The organism is Acidisphaera rubrifaciens HS-AP3, assembly GCF_000964365.1.
Lineage (GTDB): Bacteria > Pseudomonadota > Alphaproteobacteria > Acetobacterales > Acetobacteraceae > Acidisphaera > Acidisphaera rubrifaciens.
In genome coordinates, this window is the sequence record NZ_BANB01000259.1 from 1 (window position 1) to 11,739 (window position 11,739).

Genomic DNA, 11,739 nt, shown 5'->3' on the forward strand with positions numbered 1-11,739 from the left:
GTCGCCGCCGAACTGCGTGCCGAGCAGCGCGAACAAAGCCGTGTTCTGCGCGATCGACAGCACCTGCCCCTCGCACCGCATCCAGCCCTTCGGCGCGAAGATGAACGGAAAGAGCTGGATCTGGCCAAGAAAGGCGGTGGTCATTGGCAGGCCTCCGCGATCGGACGGGACGGCCCCGTCAGCCCTGTGACGGGTACACGCCGACCAGGGCGATGATGTAATTCAGGACGACGAAAGGCTGCATGTTGTCATGCGGCTGGCCGCCGCCGGTGGCGCCGCCGGCGGACGGCCCCATCGGTTGCAGCGTGCCGGGGGGCGCATACAGCGGCACCGGCGTGCCGCCGGTCGTTGCGAGTGAAACACCGGCGGATGGCGCGTTGGTGGTCCCGGCTTTGGCGGACGTGTTCACGGCGTGGGTATGGGCCGGCAGCTGCGCGGCGGTCAGAGTCACGCTTTCGCTGCCGCCCGTCATGCCGAGCGGGTTGGCGGGCCCGGCATGCAGCGGCACCCGGCCGCGCAGATCCGGCAGCGCGAAGGTGTTGACCCCGTCGCCGCCATACGTGGTCCCAAGGAGCGAAAACAGCGGACCGTACTGCGCGATCGACAGCAGCGACCCGTCGCAGAGCGCCCAGCCCTCGGGCGGGAAATTGAACCCGACCGCGAGCACCTGGCCGATATAGGGCGTTGACATATGGTTCGCTCCCCTAACGGTTGAATTGCCATGGATCGATACTCGCTTGCAAGCGGATAGAGCGGCGGTGCAGCTTGCACGGATGGTGTCTCGTCTCTACGAAGGGGTGAAGGTCCGGGGTCGACGATCGCCTTTTGACGTCTCGCGCTTGCAGCAACCGGCGCCCAGACCGGCCGCTCGCGCGCATCCATCAGGGAGGCCCCCGTGAGCCGAGGCATGAGCCGGTGACGACCCACATTCCGCCGACGATCCGCGCGCGCGCCAGGGCGCCGGCCCGCGCGGGGACCCGCGCGCCGGCCCATGGTCGGCCATCCCGCGTCCAGTGGCTTTTCATCGACGGCGCGGTGGACGACGCGGCCGGCCTCGCCGCCGCGGCCGCGCCGGATGTCCGCATCGTCCATCTGCCGCCGGACGATGACGGGCTCGCCGCCATCGCCGCGTGCCTCGCGGCGCGGCACGACGCGGACGTCGCCGGCATCGCGATCGCGGCGCATGGAAGTCCGGGCGTCCTGTGGCTCGGCACCACGCGGCTCGACCTTGTCGGGATCGTATCCGCCGCCGCCCGGCCCCAGCGGTTCGGGCGTGCGGTCGCGCTTGGGGCGCAGGCTCGCGCTCGGCGCCGGCGGCGGTTCGAGACCGAGTTCGAGCGCTTCCAGCCGCTTGATCTCGTCGCGCAGCCGGGCCGCCTGCTCGAATTCGAGATCGGCGGCCGCCGCGCGCATGCGCTTTTCCAGGTCGGCGATCGACGCCTTGAGGTCCTTGCCGACGAACTCCGCCGCCGAGGTGTCCTTCACCGGGGCGACGGTGACGTAGTCCTGTTCAAACACGCTCTCCAGCACCCGGCCGATCTGCTTGCGCACGCTCTGCGGCGTGATGCCGTGCGCCTCGTTCCACGCGACCTGCTTGGTCCGCCGCCGTTCCGTCTCCTCCAGCGCGGCGCGCAGGCTGCGGGTCATGGTGTCGGCGTACAGGATCACCCGCCCGTCCACGTTGCGCGCGGCGCGGCCGATCGTCTGGATCAGCGAGGTCTGGCTGCGCAGGAAGCCTTCCTTGTCGGCGTCGAGGATGGCGACGAGCATGCACTCGGGGATGTCGAGCCCCTCGCGCAGCAGGTTGATGCCGACCAGCACGTCGAACACGCCGAGGCGGAGGTCGCGGATGATCTCGATGCGCTCCAGCGTGTCGATGTCGCTGTGCAGATAGCGCACCTTCACGCCGTTCTCGGTCAGGTAGTCCGTCAGATCCTCGGCCATGCGCTTGGTCAGGGTGGTGACCAGCACCCGCCCGCCGCGCTGCGTCGTCGCCCGGCATTCGGCCAACAGGTCGTCCACCTGCCGCTCGACGGGGCGGATGTCGCACACGGGATCAACGAGGCCGGTGGGGCGGATCACCTGCTCGGCGAACACGCCCTGCGTGCGCTCCATCTCCCATGGTCCGGGCGTCGCGGAGACGAAGATGGTCAGCGGCCGGAACCGTTCCCATTCGTCGAACTTCAGCGGCCGGTTGTCGATGCAGGACGGCAGGCGGAAGCCGAACTCCGACAGGATCGACTTACGCGCGAAGTCGCCGCGTTCCATGCCGCCGATCTGCGGCACCGTCACATGGCTTTCGTCCACGATCAGCAGGGCGTTTTCCGGCAGATATTCGAACAGCGTGGGCGGCGGCTCGCCCGGGTTGCGGCCGGAGAGGTAGCGGGAATAATTCTCGATGCCTTTGCAGCTTCCCGTCGTCTCCATCATCTCCAGGTCGAACGTCGTGCGCTGCTGCAGCCGCTCGGCCTCCAGCAGCTTGCCCTCGGCGTTGAGCTGTTCGAGCCGCATGCGCAGCTCCGCCTTGATGCCGCCCACCGCCTGATTGAGCGTGGGCCGCGGCGTGACGTAGTGGCTGTTGGCATAGACGGTGGCGCCGTCGAGCATCGCCGTCACCTCGCCGGTCAGCGGATCGAACTCGTTGATGCTCTCGATCTCGTCACCGAACAGCGTGACGCGCCAGGCGCGGTCCTCGAAATGCGAGGGGAAGATGTCCACCGTCTCGCCGCGCAGACGGAACGCGCCGCGCTGGAAGGCGGTGTCGTTGCGGCGGTATTGCAGATCGACCAGCGCCCGCGCCAGCGCGTCGCGCTCGATGCGCCCGCCCGGCTCCAGCCGCACCACCATCCGCGAATACGTCTCGACCGAGCCGATACCGTAGATACAGGAGACGGACGCGACGATGACCACGTCGTTGCGCTCCAGCAGCGCCTGCGTCGCGGCGTGGCGCATGCGGTCGATCTGCTCGTTGATCTGCGCATCCTTCTCGATATACGTATCGGTGCGCGGGACGTAGGCTTCAGGCTGGTAATAGTCGTAGTAGCTGACGAAATACTCGACGGCGTTGTCCGGGAAAAACGCCTTCATCTCGCCGTACAGCTGGGCTGCCAGCGTCTTGTTCGGCGCGAGGATCAGCGTCGGTCGCTGCGCCGCCTCGATCACCTTGGCCATGGTGAAGGTCTTGCCCGAGCCGGTGACGCCGAGCAGCACCTGATCGCGCTCGCCCTGCGCCACGCCCGCGGAAAGCTCGGCGATCGCGGTCGGCTGGTCGCCGGCGGGCTCGTAGTCCGACACGACTTTCAGCCGCCGGGTGGGCGGCTTCGCCGGCTGGCGGGGCGGCATGAACAGCGCGGGCGGCGGGCGTTCGATCGTATCGGGCATGCGGCGAAGATGGGCGGAGGGCGCGCCCGCGTCGAGGGGGCCCGCCGGACCGCCCCCGGCCGCGGGGGCCGAAATCCGCGACCGCCGGTTGTGATCCGGCACGGCACTCCGCACGTAATCGCATGCAACATCCCGTCCGGGCGGGCTGGCGCGTCCGAAGGATGACAACCGACACGAGGTGGACCGATGTTCCGTGCTGGCCGACGCACCACCGCCCTGCGCCCTCCCGCCCGATGGACCCCGCGGGCGGCGCGCTTGCTGCCGGCGGCGGGGGCGCTCGCCGTCATCGCCGGCCTCGGCGCGTTGCACGCCTCGGCCGAGGACGCCACCGGTCCGGCCGTTCGCGCCGCCGTCCACGCGGTGATCGCGCGCCAGATCGAGGCATTCCGCCACGACGACGGGCCGGCGGCCTTCGCCCTCGCCTCGCCGCATATCCAGGCGCTGTTCGGCTCGGCCGACGGCTTCATGGCCATGGTCCGGCACGCCTATCAGCCGGTCTATCGCCCGCAATCGGTCACCTTCGGCCCGATCGGCAGCGAGCACGGACAGGTGACCCAGGACGTGGACCTGATCGGCCAGGACGGTCGCTCGGCGCGCGCCCATTACACGATGGAGCGGGAGAAAGACGGCTCCTGGCGGATCGACGGATGCGCGCTGACGCTCGGGAACGATGTCGGGACCTGATCGCGCAGGCCGGGACCGGGCGTCAGCGACCGCCGGTCAGCAGCAGCTGGCGACGAAGGCGATCACGTCGGCCTCCCGCGCGGGCTTCTGCAGCACCTGCCGGACGCCCACGCGCGCGGCATGGGCGACCATCGCCGGCGAGACGGCGGCGGTGACCAGCACCACCGGCACGCCGCTGCCGCTGTCGCGCAGCCGGGCGACCAGATCAAGGCCCGTCATCACGGGCATATGATGATCGACGATCAGGCAGAACGGATCGGGCGGGATGTTTGCCAGGAACAACGCGGCCGAGAGATAGGTCGCCACCGAAAACCCGGCGAGCTCGAGCATGAAACGAAAGGAATCGAGCACGTCCTCGTCGTCGTCCACGACCGCGACCCGCCCGGACAGGTTGTCCGCCATATGCCTCCCGCCGCCACCAATGATTTGACCGAACGCGGCAGCCCGCGCCCGCCCGGCCGTGACCTTCTATGAAAGCAACCAAAGCGGGAACCGTGCCATTTAAGCGTGCGCCGGCCCGCGGTCACTGATCCACCGCAACTTCCTCGCCGGGCGTGCCTGCGACCCTGTCCCCGGCCCCCGGCGTGGGGCCATCGCAGGCGGGCAGGCTGAAGGTAAAAACGCAGCCGCCCCCCGGCCGGTCCACGGCCGCGATCTCGCCGCCATGCGCCTCGACGATGGTGCGGCAGATCGAAAGACCCACGCCAAGCCCCTCGGCCTTCGTGGTGAGGAAGGGCTGGAACAGCCGCGACCGTACCTCCTCCGCGAGGCCGGGACCGGTATCGGCGACCTCCACCTCCACCATCGCGTCGCGCCGGCGGGTCGTCACCTCGATCCGTCGCACCGGCCGCCCGTCCAGCGCCTGCACGGCATTGCGCAGCAGGTTGAACAGCACCTGCTGCACCTGAACCCGGTCGATGTCGGCATGGCTCGCCCGGTCGCCGATCCGCACTGTCAGGGTCACGTCCCGGCCCGGCCCGACCAGGGCCAGCTCGGCCGTCTCGTCGATCACCGGGCGCAGCGCCTCCGGCCGGCGTGGCCGGTCGCCCTTGCGGGCAAGGCTGCGCACGCCCTGCACGATCCGGCTCGCCCGTTCCGCCTGCGCCGCCACCTTGTCGACGGCGGCGAGCAACTCCGGCGCGGCGTCGGGCCCGAGCATGCGCCGCATCCCGCTCGCGTAGTTCGCGATCGCCGCGAGCGGCTGGTTGACCTCATGCGCCAGCGCCGAGACCGTCTGGCCAAGCTCGCTCAGGCGCGACAGATGGATCAGTTGCGCCTGCAGTTCAACCAGTCGTCGCTCGCGGGCGTGCCGGTCCGTCAGGTCGCGGACGAATCCGGTGAACAGGCGATGGCCCGGCGTGCTGACTTCCTCGACCTGCAGCTCCATCGGAAACACGGTCCCGTCGCGGCGCTGGCCGCGCAGCACGCGGCCGATGCCGATGATCCGCCGCTCCCCGGTCTCGAGGTAATGCGTGAGGTAGCGGTCGTGCGCGGCCCGGTCGGCATCCGGCATCAGCACGTTCAGGCTGCGTCCGACGAGTTCGTCGGCGGCGTAGTGGAAGATGCGCTCCACCGCCGGGTTCGCTGCCTGCACGATCCCCGCCGCGTCGATCACGATCAGCCCGTCGGGGACGGTGCGCAGGACCGCCAGGAACAGTTCCTGCCGCTCCTTCAGGTCGACATAAACCTGCCGGAGCCGGCTGAGGTCGCGGGCAACCTTCGACACCCCGATCACGGCGCCCCGCGCGTCCCGGACGGGCGAAATAGTAAGCGAGACCGGCACCAGCCGACCGCCTTTGGCCACGCGCTCGGTCTCAAAATGCACCAGCGTCTCGCCGCGGCGGACGCGGGCGATGATCGCGTCCTCCTCCTCCACCCGGTCGGGCGGGATGATGGTCAGGATCGAGCGGCCGACCATCTCCGCCGCGGAGAAGCCGAACAGGGCTTCCGCCGCCGCGTTCCAGGACGTGATGGTGCCGTCGAGCCGCTTGCCGATGATCGCGTCGTTGGACGAGGCCACGATCGTATCGAGCAGCGAGCGCGCGGTATCGGCCGGCTCCGGCGGCAGGGCAGCGGTCCCGTCAGTCACGCGCGCCCGTCCTGCACCAGCCGCACGAGGTCGGGCAGCGTCTCGGCCTCCATCTTGTGGAACACCCGCGCGCGGTGAACGTCGATGGTGCGCGGGCTTGCACCGAGCACGCGGCCGATTTCCTTGTTCGTGCGTCCCGCCACCAGGAGATCCAGCACCTCGCGCTCGCGCGGGGTCAGGCGGGCGAGCCGCCCGGCGGCGTCCGAGCTGCGGGCCCTGGCGGCCACCGCCAACCTGCTGGCCGACAGCGCCCGGTCCACCGCGTCCAGCAGCGTCCGCTCGTCCACCGGTTTTTCCAGGAAGTCGATCGCCCCCGCCTTCATCGCGCGCACGGCCACCGGCACCTCGCCATGGGCGGTCATCATGATGACCGGCAGCCGCACGCCGCGCGCCGACAGCGCCGCCTGCAGCGCGAGCCCGTCCATCTCCGGCATCCGGTAATCGCTGACGATGCACCCGTCGCCGTCCGGCGCGGCGTCCAGCAACGCGGCGCCGGCGGCATAGGCGCGCACCGCGTATCCGGCCTGCTGCAGCAGGAAGGCAAGGGAGTCGCGCACCCCGTCGTCATCATCGACGACATGTACGGTCTCCGCGCCGGCTGTTGCCATCAGTGATTCTGCGTACGCATGCACACGAATTCCGCCGGGCGATCATCCGAGGCTTTCTGTGCCCCGGCACCCGTTCGGAGAATGGCACCATGCTCACCGCGACAGCAACACGGACCAGCCCCCTCCCCATGGGCCAGGTGGCACAGCTGCCCCCGGCCGAAGGGTATCCAGCCGGACCGCACCCGGCCGCCACGCCATCCGCCCGGGCCGCGGCAACGACGCTGCTGGACGGTCTTCCAGGCGCGCGGCCGGGCGTGACCTTCGCCCGCGATCAGGAGATCGTGGCCGACGGCACCCCCGCCCACGCGTGCTGGGAGATCCTGAGCGGCTGCGTGCGTCTCGTCTCCCTCACCGATGACGGCCGCCGGCAGGTGACGGATTTCCTCTATCCGGGCGACATCATCGGGCTGGAAGCGCTCGATACCTTCGACTATTCCGCCGAGGCGGTGACCCGGGCCACGCTGCGCCGCGTGCCCCGCGGCGCCATCGAGAGCCGCGCCGCCACGGATGCGGCCTTTGCCGGCGCGCTGCGCCGCATGCTGGCGGAGCGGATGCGCGCGGCACGGGCGCGCCTGGTGCTGCTGGGGCGCATGAGCGCCGCGCAGCGGATCGCGCATTTCCTGCTGGAGATGCAGGCCCGCATCGGCACGCCGGGCAGCCCCACCTTCGATTTGCCGATGAACCGCAGCGACATCGCCGACTACCTCGGTCTCACGATCGAGACGGTGTGCCGCGGCCTGACGGACATGCGCCGGCGTCACCTGATCGCCGTCAGCCGCACCCACATCACGTTGCGCGACGCCGCCGCCCTGCCGGCCGCGCTGGAGCAGCTTCACTGACGGGCCGGCGCCGCGCGGCACGGGTCAGCGCCAGAGCGCGATGACGATCTCGATGACGATCAGCGCCACGATCGCGACCTCGAGCACCTCCGCGCGGCGCGCCCCGGCCTCGTCGTACAGGGCGGCGTAGGTGTCGCGGATGATCGCGAGCTTGCGTTCGACCGCCGTGCTGAACAGCTTGACGCGCAGCAGGTCGACCGCGCCCGCATAGACGCGCGCGAGATAGACGTCCTCGGTCACGTGCAGGGCGTTGTCCACGCGCTCGGTCAGTTCGGTGACTTCCGCGACCAGGGTATAGAGCCGCCGCGCGAGCTTGGCGAAGCGGCGCGACGACAGCAGGCCGCTGCGCTGCGTCTGTTCCACCAGGTCGTACATGCGCGGCAGCTCGTCATCCAGCAATTCGTCGTAATAGCGCATCTCCAGCAGCTGCGCGTTGGCGACCTCCAGGACGTCGATCACGTCGGTGTCCGGGTGCGGCTCATAGACAAAGGCGCGGTCCCAGGTCAGCACCGCGTAGTCGTCGACATAGTACGAGAACCGGGTGCGCAGCAGCTCCGCGCGGGCATCGTCGGCAAGCGGCAGGTGCTCGCCCGACAGCAGCGGCACGAGGTCGATTTCCGCGGCGATGCGCGCGGCGGTCATCGGCTGGTCGAAGGCGCGCACCAGCGCCACGGTGTAATCCTCCTGCAACGGCGTCTCGGACGGGCGCACCAGCGCCTCGGCCAGTTCGGCGCGCACGCGCGTGACGAGCGAGGACCACAGCGGATCGGCCGACGCGTCGCCGAGTGCGGCGGCCAGCGCGTTCAACCGATCGACGAAGGCCGTCCACGGCAGGTCGCGCACCGGCACCGACAGGGTCAGGCTGAGGACGCCGAAATCGTAGAGGTGGCCGGCGACCGACGCCTCCTGCGTGCCGCCGTCGAGCGGGATCAGGACCGGATCGAGGCCGAGCACGACGGGCGGGGAGTCGAAGGACACCGCCTTGGGCGGCGTGGCGCTCAACCGCTTGCGTCGCGCCCCGGCGGCCGGTCTGCGGGCGAGCGCCGCCTCGGCGCGGCGGAGGTCGATCGCATAGGCGATGTCGAACAGGCGGTAGAAGATGATCTCGCCTGCCGCGATGCCCGGATGACCGGGATCGCTCATGCCTCCGCCGCGAGCTGGCGGCGTATCTCGCGCAGCTCCGCCTCGCGTTCCGCGCTCATCTCCGGATAGGCCGGCTTGAGCGCGGCGAGCGTGGCGACGACGATTTCCGAGACGATCAGGCGCGCATTGCGCTTGTCGTCCGCCGGGACGACGTACCACGGCGCATGGGTGGTGCTGGTCGCCGACAGACACGCCTCGTAGGCGTGGCGGTACTGCTTCCAGTAGCCGCGCTCGGTGATGTCGGCGGTGCTGAACTTCCACCGCTTGTCGGGATCGTCGATCCGCGCGAGGAAGCGCAGACGCTGCTCCTCCTTCGACAGATGCAGGAAGAACTTGACGATGCGGGTACCGTTGACGTGCAGATGCCGTTCCAGGCCGTTGATCGACCGATAGCGCTCCGTCCACACGTCGTCATGCCGCATGTCGGGTTCGGGGATGCCTTCATCGCGCAGGATGTCGCGATGGACGCGGACGATCAGTACCTCCTCGTAGTACGAACGGTTGAAGATGCCGATCCGTCCGCGTTCCGGCAGGTCGCGCGTGGTGCGCCATAGAAAATCGTGCTCCATCTCGAGGGCGGATGGATGCTTGAAGCTGAAGACCTGGCACCCCTGCGGATTGACGCCGGACATGACGTGCCGGATGACGCCATCCTTTCCCGCCGCGTCCATCGCCTGGAAAATCAGCAGCACGGCATGCCGGTTGGCGGCGTAGTGCAGCTGCTGCAGCTTGCTCAGCCGCGCGACATGCGTCGTCAGCAGATCCTCGTAATGCGCGCGGGACTTGTAGAAGGGCTCGACCAGGGTTGGCCACTTCTTCAGGTTGACGCGGCTGTCTTCCTTGACGCGGAAATCATCCAGGTCGATCCGCATGACGCCCTTCACCGGTAGGATGACAGGATAGGCCGCGCGGGTCGTGCCAGCAATTGACCTCTCTCAAGGCCGCCGCCGCCGCCACATGACAGGCTCGTCCGATCGCGGCCGTCGCGGGCCGCCGGTGCAGGAGGTTTCGTGATGAATCCGCAACGCATGGGCCGTGCCGCCATACTCGGTCTGGCAATCGCTGCATCCGCAACGATCATGTCCGGCCCGCGCGCGGCGGGCGCGGCCGGGGAGGGCGACCGGCCGCCGATGGCGGCGGACCAGCCGGCCACGGGCCGCGCGGGCATGGCAGGGCACCACGGAGCGGCGGCCGATGACGGCCCCATGATGGGCATGATGCGCCGCATGCATGCAATGATGGCAGCGCGCGAGGCGGGCTGCGCCGGCGCGATGCCGCGTCTCGATCACATCGAGGGGCGCATCGCCTACATGAAGGCGGAACTGGGACTCACCCCGCAACAGCTTCCGGCATGGGACGCCATGGCGGCGGCGCTGCGGCAGGCGGCCACGCACGCATCGGAGATGACGCCCGGGCACACGGGGGCGGCAGCGGGCGCGGGCATGGCCGGGGCGGACGACGCATGGCCGCAACGCATGGCCGCCGCAGCGCAGCTTCTGTCCGCCCGGGCGGACATGCTGCGCGCGCTCGCGGGGCCGGCGCGAGATCTCTACGCCGTGCTCTCGCCGGCGCAGCGTGCCATGGCAGACCAGATGACGGGCACCGCACCGGGCGGCGTGTGACATGAACCAGACACATGCCGCGGCCGCACTGGCAGCCTGTCTGCTCCTCGCGGCACCGCATGCGGCGCGCGCCCAGAGTCTCGGCGATGCGCAGGCGGGTCACACGCTCGCCCGCGCGTGGTGCAGCCATTGTCACGCCGTCGAGCCGGCGACCCCGCCGCGCTCCTCCGACGTGGCGCCGGGGTTCGCCGCACTTGCGCGCAACCCGGCGATCACCTCGCGCGCGCTGCACGTCCTGCTCGGGACCTCGCACGGGCAGATGCCGGACTATCGCCTGACCCCGCGGCAGATCGACGACATCAGCGCCTATGTCCTGAGCCTGAAGCCGGCGGCGCCCGCCCGCTGAACGACGGTGGTTGACCGGGATCAAGGCGACGGGCGGCGAGTGGCCGCATCCTGGTTTGGTCCAGGGAGGGAAGCATGATCACGGCAGCTCAGATCATGACGTCGCCGGCGGTGACGATCGCACCGGAAGCCAGCGTCGAGGCGATCGTCCGGGTATTGTCGGACCGCCACATCAGCGCGTTGCCCGTCTGCAAGCCGGACGGCACGCTGGTCGGTCTCGTCAGCGAGGGCGACATATTACGGCCGTTCCGCGAGTCGGCCCGTCTGCGGCGCGACTGGTGGCTCAGCATGGTGGCGGAGGGCGAGGCGCTCTCGCAGCAATTCCTCGACTATCTGCGTCAGGACACACGCACCGCCGCCGAACTGATGGTGCGCCACGTGGTGACCGCAGACGAACACGCGACGCTGCCGCAGCTGGCCGAGCTGATGTCGCGGCACGGCGTCAAACGCATCCCGATCCTGCGCGGGAGCAGCGTCGTCGGCATCGTGAGCCGATCGGACATGATCGCCGCCCTCGCCCGCACGCCGGCGCTTCTGGTGTAGCCATGCGCGGCACCGAACGCCTCGACATGCGCATCGACGTGATCCGCACGGGCGGCGCGGACGACACCGGCCGCCTGCTGCTGCTGATGCATCCGCGACGCTGGTGGGTGCTGGCGCTGCGCGGACTGTTCGGCATCGCGTTCGGCATCGTGATGCTGATCTGGCCCCAGGTCACGCTGGCCGCGCTGCTCCTCGTGCTCGCGGCCTATCTGGTGGTGGACGGCGCCTTTGCGATCAGCTCGGCGCTGTTCGCCTATCACCGGCGACCGGCGCTGCTGGCGGTGGAAGGGCTGATCAATCTCGGCCTCGCGGCAGTGATCCTGATGTGGCCCGGCATGTCGCTGCTGGTGCTCGTCCTCACGACCGGCCTCTGGGCGCTGGTGACCGGCGCGCTGCTGCTGGCATCGAGCCTGTCGCTCGGGCCGCTGGGATGGCTGCCCGGGGTGGCAGGGGCGATCTCGATGCTCTTCGGCATCGTCGTCGTC

13 protein-coding genes and 3 pseudogenes are annotated in these 11,739 nt (G+C 69.9%); 7 read left to right on the forward strand and 9 right to left on the reverse strand.

Annotated features, from left to right (window positions below):
* From B8460_RS23620 to B8460_RS23370, 3 genes and pseudogenes are all read right to left on the reverse strand, one after another.
* A partial coding sequence (locus tag B8460_RS23620) for a phage tail protein (protein ID WP_199445590.1) occupies nt 1–144 on the reverse strand: 144 nt, incomplete at its 3' end.
* A 34-nt stretch (nt 145–178) separates the two neighbouring features.
* Nucleotides 179–451 (reverse strand): phage tail protein, encoded by a 273-nt coding sequence (locus B8460_RS23365; protein ID WP_241771152.1) that lies wholly within the window; start codon nt 449–451, stop codon nt 179–181.
* A gap of 111 nt (nt 452–562) precedes the next feature.
* Nucleotides 563–691, reverse strand: a pseudogene (locus B8460_RS23370) (phage tail protein); the annotation flags it as partial.
* Between the two features lie 344 nt (nt 692–1,035).
* Here B8460_RS23370 and B8460_RS23750 point away from each other — a divergent pair.
* Nucleotides 1,036–1,227 (forward strand): annotated as a pseudogene (locus B8460_RS23750) (DUF4347 domain-containing protein); the annotation flags it as partial.
* Here B8460_RS23750 and uvrB read toward each other — a convergent pair.
* A pseudogene (uvrB, locus tag B8460_RS08835) lies at nt 1,228–3,381 on the reverse strand (excinuclease ABC subunit UvrB); the annotation flags it as partial.
* Between the two features lie 255 nt (nt 3,382–3,636).
* Between uvrB and B8460_RS08840 the strand changes: the two are divergent.
* On the forward strand, nt 3,637–4,065 hold the full coding sequence (locus B8460_RS08840; RefSeq protein ID WP_052945186.1) for a DUF4864 domain-containing protein: 429 nt from the start codon (nt 3,637–3,639) through the stop codon (nt 4,063–4,065).
* A 36-nt stretch (nt 4,066–4,101) separates the two neighbouring features.
* Here the strand turns inward: B8460_RS08840 and B8460_RS08845 are convergent, their stop codons facing one another.
* The 3 genes from B8460_RS08845 to B8460_RS08855 form a co-directional block, all read right to left on the reverse strand.
* Nucleotides 4,102–4,467 (reverse strand): response regulator, encoded by a 366-nt coding sequence (locus B8460_RS08845; protein ID WP_048861225.1) that lies wholly within the window; start codon nt 4,465–4,467, stop codon nt 4,102–4,104.
* A gap of 121 nt (nt 4,468–4,588) precedes the next feature.
* The gene (locus B8460_RS08850) at nt 4,589–6,154 is read right to left on the reverse strand and encodes a PAS domain-containing sensor histidine kinase (protein WP_048861226.1); all 1,566 of its coding nucleotides are present in this window, start codon (nt 6,152–6,154) and stop codon (nt 4,589–4,591) included.
* Entirely contained in the window at nt 6,151–6,762 is a 612-nt protein-coding gene (locus B8460_RS08855) for a response regulator transcription factor (protein WP_048861227.1), read from the reverse strand. Before B8460_RS08855 ends, B8460_RS08850 begins: the two co-directional genes overlap by 4 nt.
* 89 nt (nt 6,763–6,851) lie before the next feature.
* Between B8460_RS08855 and B8460_RS08860 the strand changes: the two genes are divergently transcribed.
* Nucleotides 6,852–7,601 carry a helix-turn-helix domain-containing protein gene (locus B8460_RS08860; protein ID WP_148360473.1) on the forward strand — a complete coding sequence of 250 codons (750 nt, stop codon included), beginning with the start codon at nt 6,852–6,854 and terminating at the stop codon, nt 7,599–7,601.
* Nucleotides 7,602–7,625: 24 nt separating this feature from the next.
* Here the strand turns inward: B8460_RS08860 and B8460_RS08865 are convergent, their stop codons facing one another.
* Together B8460_RS08865 and B8460_RS08870 are read right to left on the reverse strand one after the other, a co-directional pair.
* Entirely contained in the window at nt 7,626–8,744 is a 1,119-nt protein-coding gene (locus B8460_RS08865) for an RMD1 family protein (protein WP_048861229.1), read from the reverse strand.
* A complete protein-coding gene (locus B8460_RS08870; protein WP_048861236.1) occupies nt 8,741–9,616 on the reverse strand; it encodes an ADP-polyphosphate phosphotransferase in 876 nt (291 codons plus the stop codon). The genes B8460_RS08865 and B8460_RS08870 overlap by 4 nt, the downstream gene beginning before the upstream one ends.
* A 366-nt stretch (nt 9,617–9,982) precedes the next feature.
* Here B8460_RS08870 and B8460_RS21795 point away from each other — a divergent pair, with 366 nt between their 5' ends.
* The 4 genes from B8460_RS21795 to B8460_RS08890 form a co-directional block, all read left to right on the forward strand.
* A complete protein-coding gene (locus B8460_RS21795; RefSeq protein ID WP_158322778.1) occupies nt 9,983–10,366 on the forward strand; it encodes a Spy/CpxP family protein refolding chaperone in 384 nt (127 codons plus the stop codon).
* Between the two features lies 1 nt (nt 10,367).
* On the forward strand, nt 10,368–10,712 hold the full coding sequence (locus B8460_RS08880; RefSeq protein ID WP_048861231.1) for a c-type cytochrome: 345 nt from the start codon (nt 10,368–10,370) through the stop codon (nt 10,710–10,712).
* A gap of 74 nt (nt 10,713–10,786) precedes the next feature.
* Entirely contained in the window at nt 10,787–11,254 is a 468-nt protein-coding gene (locus B8460_RS08885) for a CBS domain-containing protein (protein ID WP_084623392.1), read from the forward strand.
* Between the two features lie 2 nt (nt 11,255–11,256).
* Nucleotides 11,257–11,739: DUF308 domain-containing protein (locus tag B8460_RS08890; protein ID WP_048861233.1), on the forward strand; the 483-nt coding region annotated here is incomplete at its 3' end.

Coding starts and splice junctions, on each gene's coding strand:
- B8460_RS08845 (WP_048861225.1), bottom strand. CDS start 4,467: ATGGCGGACAACCTGTCCGGGCGGGTCGCGGTCGTGGACGACGACGAG.
- B8460_RS08855 (WP_048861227.1), bottom strand. CDS start 6,762: ATGGCAACAGCCGGCGCGGAGACCGTACATGTCGTCGATGATGACGAC.
- B8460_RS08860 (WP_148360473.1), top strand. CDS start 6,852: ATGCTCACCGCGACAGCAACACGGACCAGCCCCCTCCCCATGGGCCAG.
- B8460_RS08865 (WP_048861229.1), bottom strand. CDS start 8,744: ATGAGCGATCCCGGTCATCCGGGCATCGCGGCAGGCGAGATCATCTTC.
- B8460_RS08870 (WP_048861236.1), bottom strand. CDS start 9,616: ATGCGGATCGACCTGGATGATTTCCGCGTCAAGGAAGACAGCCGCGTC.
- B8460_RS21795 (WP_158322778.1), top strand. CDS start 9,983: ATGGCAGCGCGCGAGGCGGGCTGCGCCGGCGCGATGCCGCGTCTCGAT.
- B8460_RS08880 (WP_048861231.1), top strand. CDS start 10,368: ATGAACCAGACACATGCCGCGGCCGCACTGGCAGCCTGTCTGCTCCTC.
- B8460_RS08885 (WP_084623392.1), top strand. CDS start 10,787: ATGATCACGGCAGCTCAGATCATGACGTCGCCGGCGGTGACGATCGCA.